The sequence below is a fragment of the Serratia sp. OLAL2 genome (assembly GCF_002752475.1).
GTDB classification, from domain to species: Bacteria; Pseudomonadota; Gammaproteobacteria; order Enterobacterales; family Enterobacteriaceae; genus Serratia; species Serratia bockelmannii.
This window is the reverse complement of sequence record NZ_MSTL01000005.1, coordinates 100,430-118,965: the sequence shown is the minus strand read 5'-3', so window position 1 is coordinate 118,965 and position 18,536 is coordinate 100,430. Positions and strand designations below refer to the sequence as shown.

Here is an 18,536-nt window from a genome sequence, read left to right as displayed (position 1 = left end):
GCCACTCAGGCCAGCCGGCGAACGATCGCGCCCTGCGCCGTTTTATCGACGGCGATCTGCGCCAGCGAATCCAGCCGCAGGTCGACCTGCTCCAGCTTCGGCGCATCGGCCGGGGCGTTGACCGCAATCACCTGACAGCCCGCAGCCAGACCCGAAAGAATGCCGGCCGGCGCGTCTTCAACCACCACGCACTCGTGCGGCGCCAGCCCCAGGCGCTCGGCGCCCAGCAGGTAGGCATCGGGCTGTGGCTTACCGTGTTTAACCTGCTCGGCGGTGATGAACACCGCCGGCTGCGGCAAACCGCCGGCCTGGCGGCGAGCGCCGGCCACTGGCACCGAACCGGAGGTGACGATCGCCCAAGGGATGCCGAGCGCGTTCAGGCGCTCCAGCAGCGCGATGGCGCCCGGCAGCGCGCGAACGCCGTCGGTATCCTGCGCTTCCACCTGCTCCAGCAGTTGGAACTCGCGCTGAATTTCCGCTTCGCTTTCGTCCGGCATAAAGTGGCGCAGAGAAGTAATGGCCTGTTTACCGTGAATGAAGTCCAGCACCGCTTGCGGATCGACGCCGCGGCGCTCGGCCCAGTGCGTCCAGGCACGCTCTACCGCCGGCAGAGAATCCACCAGGGTGCCATCAAGATCGAACAGAAAACCCTTACACTCCACAGAAAACCTCTTCTTAATCAAGCATTGATGATTTGCGCTATCTCAACGGCGCTCAAGTGATACTGGCGCGGACAGGCCAGCCAGATCGCCAGCATACGCTGGTACTTTTCCCACATTTTGGTCTGGGCGTTAAAACCGTGGCTACCGGAATCGAAGTGAGTATAACGCCCCTCGGTGCTGACCAGGAAACGCACGTAGCTCAGGTAGCGCGCCTCGGTAGCAGCGTCGAAGCCGAGAAACGCCAGGCGGCGCTCGTCCAGATCCTGCTTCTCTTTCAGGTTGCCCCAGGAAACCTGCAGCGCATGGTGCATCTCCATCACGTTGATGATGGTGCGGCACACCTCTTCGCTCAGTTCGCCGAAGTCGCGATCCAGTTCGCGCATTTGCAAACCGAAGCCGCGTTCGACGATGGTTTGCAACCGGCGATAACGGTCGCCGTTGTCCGGATCGAGCAGGGTCATCATCTTGTACTGGTTCGACAGGATCAGCCGCTGGGCGTTGGTCATTTCCATCAGGATTTCCTCATTTCTGTGTGATGGCGGGAGCATCGCACAGCGCAAGAACGCAGGAAATCACAACTCGACCGTTCTTTGATTTAAACCGGGGTTATTGCCGCTTTGACGAGAAAGGCCGCATCAGCGCGGCCTTTTTTCATTTACAGATCGTCGAGGAAGGTTTTGTCCAGCTGCTTGAAGGCGCGCTTGAGCAAATCAGCCAACGACTGATAGGTCGGCGTGCCTTCGAGCGGCGCCACCGCCTGCCCGGCTTCCGTCAGCTTGTTGCGCACCTCATGGAACCATTGCAGCAGCGTCGGCGGCAGCGGCGTGACCGAACGACGCCCCAGCCACCACAAGCCCTGCATCGGCAGGCTGCAGGCGAACAGCGCGGTGGCGATCGCCGGGCCCAGCTGGCCGCCCAGCGCGATCTGCCAGGTCAGCGTGAAAATCGCCAACGGCGGCATGAAACGGATAGCGAAACGGGTGGCACGCGCAACGCGATTCTCCGGAAAGACCGGTGCCAGACGTTTGTCCGACGGCCAGGTTTTCATATAATGCTGCCCGCGCTGGAAGACCTGAAACCAGCTTACGGAACCGGACGGTTTGCTCGTCATTGCGTACCTCAACGTCACGTAAAGAAACTAAAAGCGTGCTGCCAGAGACCATACTAAAAAATTTGAAGCTTTAAATTTATTTTGTGTTTGCACCGGGCTATCGGTATCCTAAGCCGGCCTTGTGGCCGGTAGAAGATGACGTAAATTTTGTCAACTTTTAGCCCTATAAAAATCAAGATTATTTAAACCGCAGAGAAATCATCGGTTTTTCCATCATCCTGTGATTTGTGCACTTCACATGATGTTAATCATAAATGTCATCGGCACTATGCGCTACGCTTGTTGTCTGATTGACGATTAATTCACCACGTGTGTTCGATTTTCTTTTAACAACACGACTATTTAAGTAGGTACTTCCATGTCGAGTAAGCTAGTACTGGTTCTTAACTGCGGCAGTTCTTCTCTGAAATTCGCCATCATCGATGCCGTTAACGGCGACGAATTCCTCTCCGGTTTGGCCGAGTGTTTCCACCTGCCTGAAGCTCGCATCAAGTGGAAAATGGACGGCGCCAAACACGAAGCTGCCCTGGGGGCCGGCGCTGCACACAGCGAAGCGCTGAACTTCATTGTTAATACTATTCTGGCACAAAAACCAGAGCTTTCCGCGCAGCTGACCGCTATCGGCCACCGCATCGTGCACGGCGGCGAGAAGTTCACCGCTTCTGCCGTGATCAACGACGAAGTTCTGCAGGGTATCAAAGATTCCGTGCCGTTTGCACCACTGCACAACCCAGCTCACCTGATCGGCATCGCGGAAGCGCTGAAATCCTTCCCTAACCTGGCCGACAAGAACGTTGCCGTGTTCGACACCGCGTTCCACCAGACTATGCCGGAAGAATCTTACCTGTACGCCCTGCCGTACAGCCTGTACCGCGACCACGGCGTTCGCCGCTACGGCGCGCACGGCACCAGCCACTTCTACGTGACTCAAGAAGCCGCGAAGATGCTGAACAAGCCGGTAGAAGAAGTGAACGTGATCACTTGCCACCTGGGCAACGGCGGCTCCGTCACCGCAGTGCGCAACGGCCAGTGCGTTGACACCTCCATGGGTCTGACCCCGCTGGAAGGCCTGGTGATGGGCACCCGCAGCGGTGACATCGATCCGGCTATCATCTTCCACCTGCACGATTCTCTGGGCATGAGCGTTGACCAGATCAACAAGATGCTGACCAAAGAATCCGGCCTGCTGGGCCTGACCGAAGTCACCAGCGACTGCCGTTACGTTGAAGACAACTACGACAGCAAAGCCGACGCCAAACGCGCCATGGACGTGTTCTGCCACCGTCTGGCCAAATACGTCGGCGCCTACAGCGCGCTGATGGAAGGCCGTCTGGACGCGGTGATCTTCACCGGCGGCATCGGCGAGAACGCCGGCATGGTGCGTGAGCTGACCCTGAACAAACTGGGCCTGCTGGGCTTCGAAATCGACCACGACCGCAACATGGCCGCTCGCTTCGGCAAATCCGGCGCCATCACCAAAGACGGCAGCCGCCTGGCGCTGGTGATCCCGACCAACGAAGAGTTGGTCATCGCGCAGGACGCATCCCGCCTGACCGCGTAATGCTCTCAAAACACCGTCAGCCCAGGCTGACGGTGTTGTTTTAGCCTCATGTTAATCGTGAAGAGGACTATTCTGTGTCACGTACTATTATGTTGATCCCCACCGGCACCAGCGTCGGCCTGACCAGCGTCAGCCTGGGTGTCATCCGCTCCATGGAGCAAAAAGGCGTTCGTCTGAGCGTGTTCAAGCCTATCGCTCAACCGCGCACCGGCGACAACGCGCTCGACCAGACCACCACCATCATCCGCAGCAGCAACTCCACCATTACGGCGGCCGAACCGCTGCGCATGGACTACGTTGAGGGCCTGCTGAGCTCCAACCAGCAAGACGTGCTGATGGAAGAGATCGTGGCGCGTTACCACGAGAACACCAAAGACGCGGAAGTGGTGCTGATCGAAGGCCTGGTGCCGACTCGCAAACACCAGTTCGCCAACGCGCTGAACTACGAGATCGCCAAAACCCTGAACGCCGAGATCGTCTTCGTGCTGGCGCTGGGCAACGACTCCCCGGCGCAGCTGAAAGAGCGCATCGAACTGGCGCGCACCAGCTTCGGCGGCAGCAAGAACAAAAACATCACCGGCGTTATCATCAACAAGCTGAACGCACCGGTCGACGATCAGGGCCGTACCCGTCCTGACCTGTCCGAAATCTTCGACGACTCCACCAAAGCCAGCATCGCCCACGTCGATCCTGCGCAGCTGTTCGCCAACAGCCCGCTGCCGGTTCTGGGCTGCGTGCCGTGGAGCTTCGATCTGATCGCCACCCGCGCCATCGACATGGCTCGCCACCTGAAGGCCCGCGTGGTCAACGAAGGCGACATCATGACCCGCCGCGTGAAGTCCGTGACCTTCTGTGCGCGCAGCATCCCGCACATGCTGGAACACTTCCGCCCAGGCTCTCTGCTGGTGACCTCCGCAGACCGTCCTGACGTGCTGGTCTCCGCCTGCCTAGCGGCGATGAACGGCGTGGAAATCGGCGCCATCCTGCTGACCGGCGGCTACGCCATCGACGAGCCGATCAAGAAGCTGTGCGAACGCGCCTTCCAAACCGGCCTGCCGGTGTTCATGGTTGACACCAACACCTGGCAAACCTCGCTGAGCCTGCAGAGCTTCAACCTCGAAGTGCCGGCGGACGACCACCAGCGCATCGAGAAAGTGCAGAACTACGTGGCCAGCCACATCAACACCGAGTGGATCGACTCGCTGACCGCCACCTCCGAGCGTTCACGCCGCCTGTCTCCACCGGCGTTCCGTTACGAGCTGACCGAGCTGGCGCGTAAAGCCGGCAAACGCATCGTGCTGCCGGAAGGCGACGAGCCGCGTACCGTGAAAGCGGCGGCCATCTGTGCCGAACGCGGCATCGCGGAATGCGTGCTGCTCGGCAACCCGGACGAGATCCAGCGCGTAGCGGCAGCGCAGGGCGTTGAGTTGGGCAAAGGCATCGAAATCGTCGATCCGGTCGCCGTACGTGAAAACTACGTGCCGCGTCTGGTTGAGCTGCGCAAGAGCAAGGGCATGACCGAAGTGGTCGCGCGCGAGCAGCTGGAAGACAACGTGGTGCTCGGCACCCTGATGCTGGAACAAGGCGAAGTCGACGGTCTGGTCTCCGGCGCGGTTCACACCACCGCCAACACCATCCGTCCGCCGTTGCAGCTGATCAAAACCGCACCGGGCAGCTCGCTGGTGTCCTCCGTGTTCTTCATGCTGTTGCCTGACCAGGTACTGGTCTACGGCGACTGCGCGATCAACCCGGATCCGACCGCCGAGCAGCTGTCTGAAATCGCCATCCAGTCTGCGGATTCCGCCGCGGCCTTCGGCATCGAGCCGCGCGTAGCGATGATCTCCTACTCCACCGGTAACTCCGGTGCGGGCAGCGACGTCGAGAAAGTGCGCGAAGCGACCCGTCTGGCGCAGGAAAAACGCCCGGATCTGATCATCGACGGCCCACTGCAGTACGACGCCGCCATCATGGCCGACGTTGCCAAGTCCAAGGCGCCGAACTCACCGGTAGCCGGCCAGGCGACCGTGTTCATCTTCCCGGATCTGAACACCGGCAACACCACCTACAAAGCGGTACAGCGTTCCGCTGACCTGGTCTCCATCGGGCCGATGCTGCAAGGCATGCGCAAGCCGGTGAACGACCTGTCGCGCGGCGCACTGGTTGACGATATCGTCTACACCGTCGCGCTGACGGCGATCCAGTCTTCCCAGGCTGACGCTGCCGCCGCCAAGGCCTGATATTCTTCAGGTTGAGCGATAAAAAAGCGCCGGTCATTGACCGGCGCTTTTCTTTTGCGTTCCCTAACGCGCCAGCAACTGCCCAGCAGCCTCCAGAATATGCTCGGCGGTCAGGCCGTACTCCTGCTGTAAAAACGCCTGGGTGCCCACCTGGCCGTAACGCTCCTTCACCCCCACGCGCCGCATCGGCGTCGGGCATTCCTCCGCCAATACCTCCGCCACCGCCGACCCCAGCCCGTTATGAATGCTGTGGTTTTCACAGGTGACGATGCGTCCGGTCTTGGCCGCGTAGGTTTTGATCAGTTCACGGTCAATAGGCTTGAGGGTGAACATATCGATCACTGCCGCGCTGACGCCCTGCCGCGCCAGCATCTGCGCCGCCTTCAGCGCCTCCGCCACCATGATGCCATTGGCAATCAGCGTAATGTCGTCGCCGTCGCGCAGCAGGTTGCCCTTGCCGATGGTAAAGCGCGAGCCTTCCTGGTAGATGCGCGTCGCCTGCTTGCGGATGGTGCGCACCCAGTAGAAGCCGCGTAGATCCATCAGCTGGCGCAGAATGTCGGCGAACATGGTAGCGTCGGTCACTTCCAGCACCACCGAATGCGCCAGCCCGCGTACGATGCCCATGTCCTCGAACGACATGTGGGTGCCGCCGTTGTGGCAGGCGCTCACCCCGGCGTCGGAAGCGATCACCTTGACGTTGTTGCGCTGATAATCCAGCGACATGAACAGCTGATCGAAACAGCGGCGGCTGGCGAAGGCGGTAAAGGTGTGCACGAACGGCACCCGGCCGGTCAGCGACAGCCCGGCGGCGACGCCGATCACGTTAGCCTCCATGATGCCGCAGTTAATCACGTGCTGCGGGTGATCCTTATGCACGCCGTCCATCGCCATGGAGCTCATCAGATCCGCCTCCAGCGCGATGATCGGCGCGCCCGCTTCAATCTGCCGACGCACCGCGCCGGCATAGACTTTGCGCATTTCGACGGCGTCGTTTTCCAACTGCGTCACTACGTTAAACATGGGCGGCCTCCAGTTCGGCAATGGCTTTTTCGATTTCCAGCTGCACGTCCGGCGTCAGGCGCAGGTGGTGTGAGTTCGACAGGTTTTCCAGATAGGTCACCCCCTGTCCCTTGATGCTGTCGAGCACGATCGCCAGCGGCCGCTGTTCACCGCCGCGCGCCGGCGCCACCGCCGCCAGCAGCGCCGCGATGTCGTCGCCCTTGATGGTCTGCACCTCAAAACCGAAAGCGCGGAACTTGGCGGCCAGATCGAACGGTTGGATCACCTCGTCCAGCGCACCGTCTAGCTGTTGCTTGTTGTAATCGATGAACAGCGTCAGGTTGTTCAGGTTGTGGTGGGCGATAAACTGGAACGCCTCCCAGCACTGCCCTTCGTTCAGCTCACCGTCGCCGAGGATGCTGAACACCCGGTTACGACGCCCCGCCAGCCGATGGGATAACGCCATGCCGGCGGCGATCGACACGCCCTGCCCCAGTGAACCGGTGGTGGCGTCCACGCCGCGCGTGCGCAATCGGTCCGGGTGGCTAGGCAGGCGCGTGCCGTTCTGGTTGAGGGTCTTCAGCTCCGCCAGCGGGAAGTAGCCCTTGATCGCCAGCGTGCTGTACAGCGCCGGGCCGGCGTGCCCTTTCGACAGCACGAAGTCATCGCGCTCCGGCCAGTCCGGATCCGCCGGATCGATACGCATCACGCTGCCGTACAGTACCGCCAGCGTCTCCACCACCGACATGCAGCCGCCGTAGTGGCCGAAGCCCAGCCCGGTCAACGCCTTCAATGTTTCCAGGCGGATCGCGCGCGCCAGGATCTGCAGCTCTTCAATTTCCGTTTCGCTCGTTGTGTCGTTCATCAGTCTGCCCTCGTTATTTCTCGACGCGGTCAGCCGCCGGCGCGCCTTTGCGTTTTCCCAGGAAGTTATGCGCCACCAGCAGCGCGAACACGGCGACGATCGCCAGCATGATCATCTCCTTCGACATAAAGCGCGCCATGTTGCCCAGCAGGATGCCGATCACGCCGAAGTCGGCGTCGGAGAAGGTGGTGTTGGCAAAGCCCAGCGCCCCCAGCACCGGCAGCAGCAGCACCGGCAGGAAGGTGATCAGCAGCCCGTTGGCGAAGGCGCCCAGCATCGCGCCGCGCCGCCCGCCGGTGGCGTTGCCGAACACCCCGGCGGTAGCGCCGGTGAAGAAATGCGGCACCACGCCAGGCAGGATCAGCACCATTTTCAGCTGCCCCAGCAGGAACAGCCCGGCCAACCCGCCAAGGAAGCTGAACAGGAAGCCGATCAGCACCGCGTTGGGCGCATAGGGATAGACCACCGGGCAATCCAGCGCCGGCCGCGCGTTAGGCACCAGCTTTTCCGAGAAACCGGTGAACGCCGGCACGATCTCCGCCAGAATCAAGCGCACGCCTTGCAGAATGATGAATACCCCGGCGGCGAAGGTGATGGCCTGGATAATCGAATACACCAGGTAGTTCTGGCCGCCGCTGAGCTCGCTTTCCACATAGGCCCGCCCGGCGCAGATCGCCAGGATCAGGTAGATAACAATCATGGTCATCGAGATCGAAATGGAACTGTCACGCAAGAAACTGAGGTTTTTCGGCAGGTTCATCTCCTCGGTCGAGCGCGAGTTTTTGCCCACCTTCGAGCCGATCCAGCCGGACAACACATAGCCCAGGGTGCCGAAGTGGCCGAAAGCGATATCGTCGTTGCCGGTAATGCGGCGCATATAGCGCTGGGCGATCGCCGGGAAGAACGCCATCACCAGCCCCAGGGTCAGCGCACCGGTAAACACCAACTGCACGCCCTCGAAGCCCGCCACCGTCAGGATGATGCCGATCATGCAGGCCATGTAGAAGGTGTGGTGGCCGGTCAGGAAGATGTATTTCAGCCGGGTGAACCGTGCCACCACGATGTTCGCCACCATGCCGAACGCCATGATCAACGCGGTGGAGGCGCCGTATTTCTCCAGCGCGATGGAGACGATCGCTTCATTGTTCGGAATGATGCCCTGAATATTGAACGCATGTTCGAACATGCCGCCCAGCGGATTGAGCGATCCGACCAATACCGTGGCACCGCCGCCCAAAACGATAAAGCCGAGAATAGTTTTTACCGTGCCTTTCACCACGTCGGAAAACGATTTCTTTTGCGCCAGCAAACCGATCAGTGCAATAAGCCCGACCAGCACCGAAGGCACCTTTAATATATCCACCACAAACTTAAGCGTTTCCTGGATAAACATATCCACCTCGCCAATCGTTTTATTTAGATGATTGAGTGGGCTTCGAAGTAAGCGCGCAGCTTGGCTTCCAGCTCATTAATGTCGATGATGTTGCTGATCACCACCAGCTGCTCGGCCGGTACGCTGGCGCTGTCGGCGATGTCTTTCGCCATCACGAACACGTCGGCGGCACCGGGGGTAGCGGACGACAGATCGGAGTGTTCGACTTCGGCCTCCACGCCCATCTTTTTCAGCACTTTTTTAATGTTCATTTCCACCATAAAACTGCTGCCGAGACCGGAACCGCAAATCGCCATGATTTTCATAATATCCACCTGTTGAATTTAGCGTGTAGGGTAGCGCCGCCGGTCATATTCCCGGCGTTGTTAGCATTAATCGTGTTCCTGGTGATTAAACGTTAATAGCGGGCGATAATTTCCTCAATTTGCCGTTTATCTGTGGCGTGAAATAAAGCCTCCATCGCCGAGTTATCGGAAAATAATTCCGCCAACTGCGAAATCATTTCAATGTGGCTGTTGCCGTCGGGCGCCGAAAGCATCACCACCACCTGAACCGGATCGTTATCCGCGGAATGGAAATTCACGCCCTGATGGATCTTCAACAGCGACAGCCCCAGCGCGTTGGCGCCCTCCTCCGGCCTGGCGTGCGGCATGGCGATGCCCGGCGCCAGGACGAAGTAAGGGCCGAGCTTCTCCTGCTGATGAAAGATAGCCGTCAGGTAATTCGGCGTAATCACGCCGCCTTGCAGCAGCGGCTGCGCGCTCAGCGTGACCGCCTGGCGCCAGTCCTCCACCCGTTCGCACAGCTGTATATGATCGGCGGTCAGCCACTCTTTCAGCACATTACCCTCCCAAACGTTGATGGTTTCGGCCGGTGATTAATTCACCGACGACGGTAAAACTTTAATCAACCCCTCTCGACGACACAGTGATGGATATCACAAAGATAGCGCTACCAAAGCGCTATCATGCGGATCTGTGATAGCGCTATCAAAACACCGCGTGGCGGCATGGCGTTAACCACAATTTTTTCTCGCTCTTTCGGGTAACGGGGTAGAATGTGCCGCATACGGGGATCGTCGAAGCCGCGCCGTCGGCTTCCCACCCTCACCATTTTTATGCGCCGCTCGCGCATTTCAGTTGGGATTAGGCATGTCGATCGGTAAAAAACGACGCAGCACAGGCAGGGTGACGTTGGCTGACGTAGCGCAGCTGGCGGGCGTCGGCACCATGACGGTGTCGCGCGCGCTGCGCACGCCGGAGCAGGTTTCAGACAAACTGCGCGAGAAGATTGAAGCCGCGGTGAGCGAACTGGGCTACCTGCCCAATCTGGCCGCCAGTTCGCTGGCGTCGGCCTCGTCCTACACCATCGCCATGGTGGTGCCCAGCCTGTCCGAATCTGGCTGCGCCGAGATGTTCGCCGGCCTGCAGAAAGTGCTGCAGCCGGCCGGCTATCACATCATGCTGGCGGAGTCGCAGCACCACCTGGAGCGCGAAGAAAAGCTGCTGGAGACGCTGCTCTCTTACAACCTCGCGGCGGCGGTGCTGCTCAGCGTCGAGCATTCGCAAAACGCCCGCAACGCGTTGATCGCCGCCAACATTCCGGTGGTGGAGATCGGCGCCGTGCGCGCCGATCCGATCGATATGAGCATCGGCATCGACTATGTGGCGGCCATGTATCAGCTGACGCAAACGGTGATCGCCAGCGGCTATCAGAATATCGGGCTGCTGTGCGCCAATCAGGAACAGTGGATTTTCCAGCAGCACCTGCAGGGCTGGCACAAGGCGCTGCTGCGCAACCATATGTCGCCGCATCGGGTGATCAACGCCGCGCAGCCCGCCAGCTTCAGCACCGGTGCGCAGCAGCTGCCGGAATTCTTGCTGGCCTGGCCGGAACTGGACGCGCTGGTGTGCGCCTCGGACGAACTGGCCGGCGGCGCACTGTACGAATGCCAGCGGCGGCGCATCAAGGTGCCGGACAATCTGGCGGTGGTGGGGTTCGGCAACAGCGAGTTCGGCCGGGTGTGCCAGCCGCCGCTGACCACCATGACCATTCCGCATCGCGATATCGGCATTCAGGCCGGCCAGGCGCTGCTGGCACGGCTGAACGAGCAGCCCTGGCAGCAGGCAGGCTCCCTGCCTGCCACGCTGTGCCGCCGCGACAGCTGCTGAATCCGAACCGTAAAAAAAGCCGGTCGATGACCGGCTTTCTCACGCGTTGGCGCCTCAGTGGTTGTCGAGCGGCTTACCGTAATCCTGTTCGTTGTTGCGCGTCAGCCACAGCGACAGCGCCTTCAGCGAATCCGGGGTAAACTCGTCGCAGCGAGCGGTGATCTCTTCCGGCGTCAGCCAGCACACCTCGGCCACTTCCTCTTCCTGCAGCGCGAACGGGCCGTGCGACACGCAGCTGAACAGCGCGCCCCACACCCGGCACTGATCTTCTTCGAAGTAGAACAGACCGTGCTCGGCGAAAGGCACGCCGGCGATGCCCAGCTCTTCTTCCGCCTCGCGGCGCGCCGAATCCAGCACGTTTTCACCGCTTTGCACTACGCCACCCGCCGTCGCGTCCAACCAGCCCGGGTAGAAGTCTTTAATCTCGGTGCGACGCTGCACCAGAATTTTTCCCATCCCATCATGCACCACAATATAGGTCGCACGATGACGCAGCCGCTCCGCCCGCATCTGTTGACGACTGGATTGCGCAATCACCTCGTTTTGCTCGTCGACGATATCAACCCATTCGGTATCTGCAGCCTGACCCTGTTCCGCCATCCTCTAAAACCTTCTATTTTGGCGCGATGCATCCCGCGCGCTGGTTAATCAATGAGTGTTTTTCAAAGATTTTTATTGTGTGTGTATAAATTAGTGCGTTTAGCGTGTTAACGCCACCTCCGCGACGACCTTGCCGTCGTCGAGCGTCAGCACGCGCAAAGTGCCCCGATCCAACATGCCGTAGCTAGCCGGGAAGCCCCCTTTCGGGATGCTGACCGAGCCCGGATTGAAGCAATAGATCTCACCCTGCCGCTCCGCCTGCGGCAGATGCGTATGGCCGTAGGCCAGGACGTCACCGCGGGATAACGGCGGCAGTGCCGAAGGATGATAAAGGTGACCGTGGGTCAAAAACAATCGTCTTTTTTGCAGTAGAACCTGTTGCCACGGCGCCTCGATAGGAAACGTCAGCAGCATCTGATCGACCTCGCTGTCACAATTGCCGCGAACGGCGATGATCTTGTCGCTATAGCGATTCAATCGTTCGGCAACCTGAGCGGGCTGATAGCCGGCCGGCAGCGCGTTGCGCGGGCCGTGATTCAGCAAATCACCCAGAAGAATCAGCCAGTCGGCGCCGTGTTGTGCGAATAATTCCAGCACGCGTTCGGTGGCCGGCAGCGATCCGTGGATATCCGAGGCGAACATCAGCTTCATAACCTTGTCCTATAGAGGGAAATAAGCGCCATTTTACCGCGCCGGCGCCGTACGGCAAACCGCCGCCCGCCCCGGTGGAGAATTGTGATCCAACTGCGCAGATAGCATCGGACGAATCCCACATAGCCTGCTATCCTTAGCTGCTATTGTTGGATCTCTGATATACCTTTGTGCGCGGCGAAGACCGCAGCAACGTGTAATGAATTACAGATCACCTTACCGCAGGAGGCAACATGATTGACCTGTATTACGCGCCTACTCCCAATGGTCACAAGATCACCTTGTTTTTGGAAGAGGTCGGCTTACCCTACCGTATCCATCGCGTAAACATCAGTGCCGGCGACCAGTTCAAACCGGACTTTCTGAGCATTTCTCCCAACAACAAAATCCCGGCGATCGTCGATCAGCAACCGGTGGACGGCGGCGCGCCAATCAGTCTGTTCGAATCCGGGGAAATCCTGCTGTATCTGGCGGAGAAGACCGGCAAGCTGCTGAGCACCGGCCTGCGCGAACGCGCCGCGACCCTACAGTGGTTGTTCTGGCAGGTGGCGGGGTTCGGGCCGATGCTCGGGCAGAATCACCACTTTAATCACTACGCGCCGCAGCCGGTGCCTTACGCCATCGAGCGTTACCATCTGGAGACCAAGCGGCTGTACGGCGTGCTGGAAGCTGAACTGCAAAAACACCCGTACCTGGGCGGCGACAACTACAGCATCGCCGATATCGCCACCTATCCGTGGGTCGTATCGCATCCGCGTCAACGCATCGATCTGGCAGATTACCCAGCGGTGCGCAACTGGTTCGAGCGCATCAGCAACCGCCCGGCGACCGAGCGCGCCTACAAACTGGCCGAACAAGGCTAAGCGCCTTCCCCGACTCCCCGTCGGCCGGGGAGTCACATCGTCCCCTCGTTATCTTTTCCTTACTTTCCGTGTATTCTGAACGCTAATAATCAGACCTATGGAGAATCTCTGATGTCTTTCAGTCAACCCGACGCCGTTATTCGCATTAAAAATCTGCGGCTGCGCACGTTCATCGGTATCAAGGAAGAGGAAATCAACAACCGACAGGACGTCCTGATCAACGTGGTGATCCACTACCCGGCGGACAAAGCGCGCAACAGCGAAGACATCGCCGATGCACTCAACTACCGCACCATCACCAAAGCGATCATCCGCCATGTGGAAGATAACCGTTTCGCGTTGCTGGAAAAATTAACGCAGGATGTGCTCGACATCGTAAAAGAACACGCCTGGGTAACCTATGCTGAAGTGGAGATAGATAAACTTCTGGCCCTGCGCTACGCCGATTCGGTTTCCATGACCATGAGCTACCGCCGGGACTAACTCAGGGAGGTCGACCATGCGGATCCTGATCACCGGCGCAACGGGATTGATAGGCAGCAGTCTGACGGCCAGGCTGCTGGCGCTTTCTCACCACATTACAGTGTTGACCCGAGACGAGCGGCGAGCCCGAGCCCGGCTGGGCGATCGGCCGAGCTATTGGCAAACGCTGGACGACCGGCAGTCGCTGGATGAATTCGACGCGGTGATCAACCTGGCCGGCGAACCTATCGCCGACAAGCGCTGGAGCGCACAGCAGAAAGAGCGCCTGTGCCGCAGCCGTTGGGATCTGACCGAACGATTGGCGCAGTTGATCAAGGCCGGCAGCACGCCGCCCGGTGTGTTGATTTCCGGTTCCGCCGTCGGCTACTACGGCGATCAGGGGCAGGCGGTGGTGACCGAAGAGGAGCCACCGCACGACGAATTCACCCACCAGCTGTGTCAACGCTGGGAAACGCTGGCGCTGCAGGCGCAAAGCGATGCCACCCGCGTCTGCCTGCTGCGCACCGGCGTGGTGCTGGCGCCACAGGGCGGCGCGCTGGCCAAAATGCTGCCGCCGTTCCGCTTCGGGCTGGGCGGCCCGATCGGCGACGGTCGCCAATATCTGCCGTGGATCCATCTCGACGACATGGTCAACGGCATTATTTATCTACTGGATCACGCCACGCTGAGCGGCCCGTTTAACATGGTCGCGCCCTACCCGGTGCACAACGAGCAGTTCGCCGCCCAATTGGCCAACGTGCTCGATCGCCCGGCGTTTCTGCGGGTGCCGGCGTTCGCCATGCGGCTGTTGATGGGGGAAGCGGCGGTGCTGGTGCTCGGCGGCCAGCGGGCGGTGCCGAAGCGCCTGGAAGAGGCCGGCTTCCACTTCCGCTATCTGGAATTGGAACAGGCATTGGATGACGTGATTAATCAGCGGGCCGAAGCCCGCTGATCTGAGGTTACTTCAACGCGCCGGACAGGAACTGCTGCAGGCGCGGGCTTTTGGGGTTGCCGAACAGCTCGGCCGGCGGCCCCTGCTCTTCGATCAACCCTTTGTGCAGGAAGATCACGTGGTTGGAAACGTGGCGCGCAAATTCCATTTCGTGCGTCACCACCACCATGGTTTTTCCCTCCTCCGCCAGCTTCTGCATGATGCGCAGCACCTCGCCCACCAGCTCGGGATCCAGCGCCGACGTCGGTTCGTCAAACAGCAGCACCTCCGGCTCCATCGCCAATGCGCGAGCAATGGAGACGCGCTGCTGCTGGCCACCCGACAGGTGCACCGGGTACTTGCCGCGCGCCCGCTCGTCGATGCCCACTTTATCCAGGTAACGCACCGCGCGCTCATGCGCGTCGGCCTTGCTCAGCCCCAGCACCTGCACCGGCGCCTCCATCACGTTCTCCAGCACCGTCATATGGCTCCACAGGTTAAAGTGCTGGAACACCATGGTCAGGCGGGTGCGCAGCAGCTGCAGCTGCTTCTTGTCGAACACTTTCAGCTGGCCGTCCTTGTCGCGCACCATGCGAATATCTTCGTTGTTCAGGCTGATCGAGCCTTCGCTCGGCTTCTCGAGGAAGTTGATGCAGCGCAGAAAGGTGCTTTTGCCGGAGCCAGAGGAGCCGATGATGCTGATCACATCCCCGGCGTTGGCCGCCAGCGAGACGCCTTTCAGCACTTCGTGGTCGCCATAGCGTTTGTGCAGTTCCGTGACGGCTAATTTATTCTCAGACATGGTTTTTCTTCCCGTCATTTATCAGTGACTAACGTGTGCCATCCAGCGTTTTTCAGCTTTGCGGAACAGGCTGATTAACACGTAGGAGATGATCAGGTACAGCACCGCCGCGATGCCGAAAGCGTAGAACGGCTGGTAAGTCGCGGCGTTGATGTCGCGCGCGATCTTCAGCAGATCCGGCACGGTGGCGGTAAACGCCAGCGCGGTGGAGTGCAGCATCAGGATCACTTCGTTGCTGTAAGCCGGCAACGCGGTGCGCAGTGCCGAAGGCAAAATGATGCAGCGATACATCTTGAAGCGCGAGAAACCGTAGGCGTTGGCGGCCTCGATTTCACCGTGCGGCACCGCGCGGATCGCCCCGGCGAAGATCTCGGTGGTATAGGCGCAGGTATTGAGCGTCAGCGCCAGGATGGTGCAGTTAAGCCCGCTGCGGAAAAACGCATTAAGAAACTCGGTGCCGCGCACAATCTCGAGGCTGTACATGCCGGAGTAGAACACCAGCAGCTGCACGTACAGCGGCGTACCGCGAAACACATAGGTGTAAAGCCACACCGGGAAACGCACCCAGCGAAGGGAAGAGACGCGCGCCACCGCCATCGGGATCGCCAGCAGCCCGCCCATCACCACCGAGGCGGTCAGCAGCCACAGCGTGACTGCCACGCCGGTGAAACGGTAGCCGTCGCTCCACAGCAGCGACTGCCAATACTGTTGCAAAATCTCGATCATAGCTCGGCCCTCTTGACGCCCAGTGAGTAACGCCGTTCAAGCCACAGCAGCACGCCGTTGGAAACGGTAGTGAAGATCAGGTACACCACGCCGGCCACGATGGCGAAGAAGAACGGCTGATAGGTGCCTTTCCCCGCCAGCTGCGTGGCTTTCACCACGTCGTTCAGGCCGAGGATCGACACCAGCGCCGTCGCCTTCAGGATCACCTGCCAGTTGTTGCCGATGCCCGGCAAAGCGAAACGCATCATCGCCGGGAACAGAATGCGCCGAAAGATCTGCGCGCCGCTGAAGCCGTAGGCCGTCGCCGCTTCGATCTGCCCTTTCGGCACCGCCAGATAGGCGCCGCGGAAGGTCTCAGTGAAGTAAGCACCGTAGATAAAGCCGAGGGTAATGATACCGGCGCCGAGCGGATCGATATCGATCTGCGAGAAGCCGAGCAGCGTGGTGATGTTGTTCAGCGCGATTTGCAGGCCGTAAAAGATCAGCAGCATCAGCACCAGATCGGGCACGCCGCGGATCAGCGTGGTATAGGCGCCGAACAGACCGGAGATAAAGGGGTTATGAGACAGTTTGCCACCGGCGCCGATCAGGCCGATCACCACCGCCAGCAACACGGAACTGAGGGCCAGCTCCAACGTCACCAGAGCCCCCTCGAAAATCAGTTGGGAATAGCCTTGCAGCATCTACTTCACCCTGTGGTCTAGGATCCGAACCATCGGGGCCGGCACGCCGGCCCCGCAGTCACAGCATGGAACGGTAAGCGGATTACCCGCCGTAGACGTCAAAGTCGAAGTACTTTTTCGCGTATTTGTCGTAGGTGCCGTCTTTGCGCATCTCGGCGAAGGCTTTGTCCAGCGCCGCTTTCAGCTCGGTATCGGTCTTGCGCAGCCCCATGCCGGTGCCGACGCCGAAGAACTTGTCATCCTTCACCGATTCGCCGGCGAACGCATAGTCTTTGCCCGGCGGCTGTTTCAGGAAGCCGTCGCTGCCCGCCACTTCATCCTGGAAGGCGGCGTCAATACGGCCGGAAGCCAGATCGGCGTAAACCAGATCCTGGTTCTGGTAAGGCACGACGGTGATGCCCTTCGGCTGCCACATGGCGTTGGCGTAGGCTTCCTGGGTGGTGCCCTGCAGCACGCCCACGCTCTTGCCTTTCAGAGCGTCCACGGTAGGCAACAGCTTGGACCCTTTCGGCGCGATCAGACGCGCGTTGGCGGCATACAGCTTGTCGGTAAAGGCGATTTCCTGCTGGCGTTTTTCAGTGATGGACAGCGAAGAGATGATGGCGTCGATTTTCTTCGCCTTGAGGGAGGGGATCAGCGCGTCGAAGTCGCTCTCCACGAAGGTGCATTGGGTATTGATGCGTTTGCACAGCTCTTTGGCCAAATCAATGTCAAAGCCAACCAATTCGCCTTTGGCGTTTTTGGATTCAAACGGTGCGTAAGTCGGATCGGTGCCAATCTTCAGCGTGGAAGGAATGGCGGCAAAGGCGCTGCTGGCGGCGCTCAAAGCCAGAACTAACGGCAAAATCAAAACCCGCTTTTTCATAAATTACCCTCAAATTGATTTTTTTGATGCCACTACGGGCATTACTTTCCCCACCAAATCAATTTGCAGTAATCGTGCCACATTAGGTGCTACGGGCGGAGGGAACGGCTCCGGCCTTCACAATACTGTTTCCTGGGACGATAACCGCAAAATTAAATCGGCCGGTTGGGGCCGCGCCACTGGCAACCGCAATAAGGCGGCGCCATGAAACAGTGAGCGTGATGAAGTGGGATCATTATGGTGCATACTCCGCCCTAATTCAGTGCGGTGTTGCACAAATGTACCAATTTAGGGATAAAACTGTTAATTAGCACCCTGCCAGCGGGTGAACAGATCGGTCGGCAATTCGATATCAAACTGGTCGATCACCCGATTGACGGTTTGATCGATGATGTCTTCCACGCTTTTCGGCTGGTGGTAAAACGCCGGCACCGGCGGCATGATCACCGCGCCCATCTCCGCCGCCTGCGTCATCAGCCGTAAATGGCCAAGATGCAACGGCGTTTCCCGCACGCACAAGACCAAACGGCGGCGCTCTTTGAGCACCACGTCGGCGGCGCGGGTCAGCAGCCCGTCGCTGTAGCTGTTGACGATGCCGGACAGGGTTTTGATTGAGCATGGCAGGATCGCCATACCCAGGGTTTTGAAAGAGCCGGAGGAGATGCCGGCGGCGATGTCGCGCGCATCGTGCACCACGTCGGCCAGCGCCTGCACTTCACGCAGGCTGTACGGCGTTTCCAGCGCCAGCGTCTGCCGTGCAGCATTACTCATCACCAGATGGGTTTCCACCTCTGCGACGTCGCGCAAAACCTGTAACAGGCGCACGCCGTAGATAGCGCCGCTGGCGCCGGAAATGCCGATGATGAGTCGTTTCATGAAGAATGGCCTCTGCCGTAAAAAGTAAGATCAGGCAGACTTTGCCGCAATGGCGAGGGATAAGCAAGTCAGAGG

21 protein-coding genes are annotated in these 18,536 nt (G+C 59.7%); 6 read left to right on the top strand and 15 right to left on the bottom strand.

Going from position 1 to position 18,536, the window contains the following annotated elements; genetic code table 11:
- Positions 1–5: 5 nt before the first annotated feature.
- From BVU99_RS06235 to yfbV, 3 genes are all read right to left on the bottom strand, one after another.
- Positions 6–662, bottom strand: coding sequence for a sugar phosphatase (locus BVU99_RS06235; protein WP_049207312.1), 657 nt, complete (start codon positions 660–662; stop codon positions 6–8).
- Positions 663–679: 17 nt separating this feature from the next.
- Positions 680–1,174: a YfbU family protein gene (locus tag BVU99_RS06230; protein WP_016926898.1), complete on the bottom strand. Its 495-nt coding sequence runs from the start codon at positions 1,172–1,174 to the stop codon at positions 680–682.
- Positions 1,175–1,317: 143 nt separating this feature from the next.
- Positions 1,318–1,773 carry a terminus macrodomain insulation protein YfbV gene (gene yfbV, locus BVU99_RS06225; RefSeq protein WP_025303668.1) on the bottom strand — a complete coding sequence of 152 codons (456 nt, stop codon included), beginning with the start codon at positions 1,771–1,773 and terminating at the stop codon, positions 1,318–1,320.
- 358 nt (positions 1,774–2,131) lie between these two features.
- Here yfbV and ackA point away from each other — a divergent pair, with 358 nt between their 5' ends.
- Positions 2,132–3,334: an acetate kinase gene (gene ackA, locus BVU99_RS06220; protein WP_025303669.1), complete on the top strand. Its 1,203-nt coding sequence runs from the start codon at positions 2,132–2,134 to the stop codon at positions 3,332–3,334.
- Positions 3,335–3,408: 74 nt separating this feature from the next.
- On the top strand, positions 3,409–5,571 hold the full coding sequence (gene pta, locus BVU99_RS06215; protein ID WP_043140081.1) for a phosphate acetyltransferase: 2,163 nt from the start codon (positions 3,409–3,411) through the stop codon (positions 5,569–5,571).
- Between the two features lie 63 nt (positions 5,572–5,634).
- Here the strand turns inward: pta and BVU99_RS06210 are convergent, their stop codons facing one another.
- The 5 genes from BVU99_RS06210 to BVU99_RS06190 all read right to left on the bottom strand — a co-directional run bounded on the left by BVU99_RS06210 (position 5,635) and on the right by BVU99_RS06190 (position 9,672).
- The gene (locus BVU99_RS06210; RefSeq protein WP_043140084.1) at positions 5,635–6,594 is read right to left on the bottom strand and encodes a transketolase family protein; all 960 of its coding nucleotides are present in this window, start codon (positions 6,592–6,594) and stop codon (positions 5,635–5,637) included.
- A complete protein-coding gene (locus BVU99_RS06205) occupies positions 6,587–7,438 on the bottom strand; it encodes a transketolase (protein WP_099816994.1) in 852 nt (283 codons plus the stop codon). The genes BVU99_RS06210 and BVU99_RS06205 overlap by 8 nt, the downstream gene beginning before the upstream one ends.
- 13 nt (positions 7,439–7,451) lie before the next feature.
- On the bottom strand, positions 7,452–8,831 hold the full coding sequence (locus tag BVU99_RS06200) for a PTS ascorbate transporter subunit IIC (RefSeq protein ID WP_043140091.1): 1,380 nt from the start codon (positions 8,829–8,831) through the stop codon (positions 7,452–7,454).
- 23 nt (positions 8,832–8,854) lie between these two features.
- Complete coding sequence (locus BVU99_RS06195; protein WP_025303676.1) at positions 8,855–9,136, bottom strand: PTS sugar transporter subunit IIB; 282 nt, start codon at positions 9,134–9,136, stop codon at positions 8,855–8,857.
- Positions 9,137–9,228: 92 nt separating this feature from the next.
- Positions 9,229–9,672: a PTS sugar transporter subunit IIA gene (locus BVU99_RS06190; RefSeq protein WP_049207320.1), complete on the bottom strand. Its 444-nt coding sequence runs from the start codon at positions 9,670–9,672 to the stop codon at positions 9,229–9,231.
- Positions 9,673–9,982: 310 nt separating this feature from the next.
- On the opposite strand from BVU99_RS06190, the gene BVU99_RS06185 reads away from it, so the two are divergent.
- Positions 9,983–11,002 carry a LacI family DNA-binding transcriptional regulator gene (locus BVU99_RS06185; protein WP_025303678.1) on the top strand — a complete coding sequence of 340 codons (1,020 nt, stop codon included), beginning with the start codon at positions 9,983–9,985 and terminating at the stop codon, positions 11,000–11,002.
- A 54-nt stretch (positions 11,003–11,056) separates the two neighbouring features.
- Here BVU99_RS06185 and yfcD read toward each other — a convergent pair whose 3' ends face one another.
- Both yfcD and yfcE read right to left on the bottom strand, forming a co-directional pair.
- Complete coding sequence (yfcD, locus tag BVU99_RS06180; RefSeq protein ID WP_025303679.1) at positions 11,057–11,602, bottom strand: NUDIX hydrolase YfcD; 546 nt, start codon at positions 11,600–11,602, stop codon at positions 11,057–11,059.
- Positions 11,603–11,701: 99 nt separating this feature from the next.
- Entirely contained in the window at positions 11,702–12,253 is a 552-nt protein-coding gene (yfcE, locus tag BVU99_RS06175; RefSeq protein ID WP_025303680.1) for a phosphodiesterase, read from the bottom strand.
- Between the two features lie 233 nt (positions 12,254–12,486).
- Here yfcE and yfcG point away from each other — a divergent pair, with 233 nt between their 5' ends.
- The 3 genes from yfcG to BVU99_RS06160 all read left to right on the top strand — a co-directional run bounded on the left by yfcG (position 12,487) and on the right by BVU99_RS06160 (position 14,530).
- Positions 12,487–13,116, top strand: a complete 630-nt coding sequence (yfcG, locus tag BVU99_RS06170; protein ID WP_043140104.1) for a GSH-dependent disulfide bond oxidoreductase — start codon at positions 12,487–12,489, stop codon at positions 13,114–13,116.
- 111 nt (positions 13,117–13,227) lie between these two features.
- Positions 13,228–13,599, top strand: a complete 372-nt coding sequence (gene folX / locus BVU99_RS06165; RefSeq protein ID WP_025303682.1) for a dihydroneopterin triphosphate 2'-epimerase — start codon at positions 13,228–13,230, stop codon at positions 13,597–13,599.
- Positions 13,600–13,615: 16 nt separating this feature from the next.
- Entirely contained in the window at positions 13,616–14,530 is a 915-nt protein-coding gene (locus tag BVU99_RS06160; protein ID WP_025303683.1) for a TIGR01777 family oxidoreductase, read from the top strand.
- Between the two features lie 7 nt (positions 14,531–14,537).
- On the opposite strand, the gene hisP is transcribed toward BVU99_RS06160, so the two are convergent.
- From hisP to BVU99_RS06135, 5 genes are all read right to left on the bottom strand, one after another.
- Positions 14,538–15,311, bottom strand: a complete 774-nt coding sequence (gene hisP, locus BVU99_RS06155; RefSeq protein WP_004936098.1) for a histidine ABC transporter ATP-binding protein HisP — start codon at positions 15,309–15,311, stop codon at positions 14,538–14,540.
- 21 nt (positions 15,312–15,332) lie between these two features.
- Positions 15,333–16,037: an ABC transporter permease gene (locus tag BVU99_RS06150; protein ID WP_099816993.1), complete on the bottom strand. Its 705-nt coding sequence runs from the start codon at positions 16,035–16,037 to the stop codon at positions 15,333–15,335.
- The gene (locus BVU99_RS06145; protein WP_025303686.1) at positions 16,034–16,720 is read right to left on the bottom strand and encodes a histidine ABC transporter permease HisQ; all 687 of its coding nucleotides are present in this window, start codon (positions 16,718–16,720) and stop codon (positions 16,034–16,036) included. Before BVU99_RS06145 ends, BVU99_RS06150 begins: the two co-directional genes overlap by 4 nt.
- A gap of 82 nt (positions 16,721–16,802) precedes the next feature.
- The gene (hisJ, locus tag BVU99_RS06140) at positions 16,803–17,585 is read right to left on the bottom strand and encodes a histidine ABC transporter substrate-binding protein HisJ (protein ID WP_004936109.1); all 783 of its coding nucleotides are present in this window, start codon (positions 17,583–17,585) and stop codon (positions 16,803–16,805) included.
- Positions 17,586–17,888: 303 nt separating this feature from the next.
- A complete protein-coding gene (locus BVU99_RS06135) occupies positions 17,889–18,461 on the bottom strand; it encodes a UbiX family flavin prenyltransferase (RefSeq protein WP_019453741.1) in 573 nt (190 codons plus the stop codon).
- Positions 18,462–18,536: the final 75 nt, after the last annotated feature.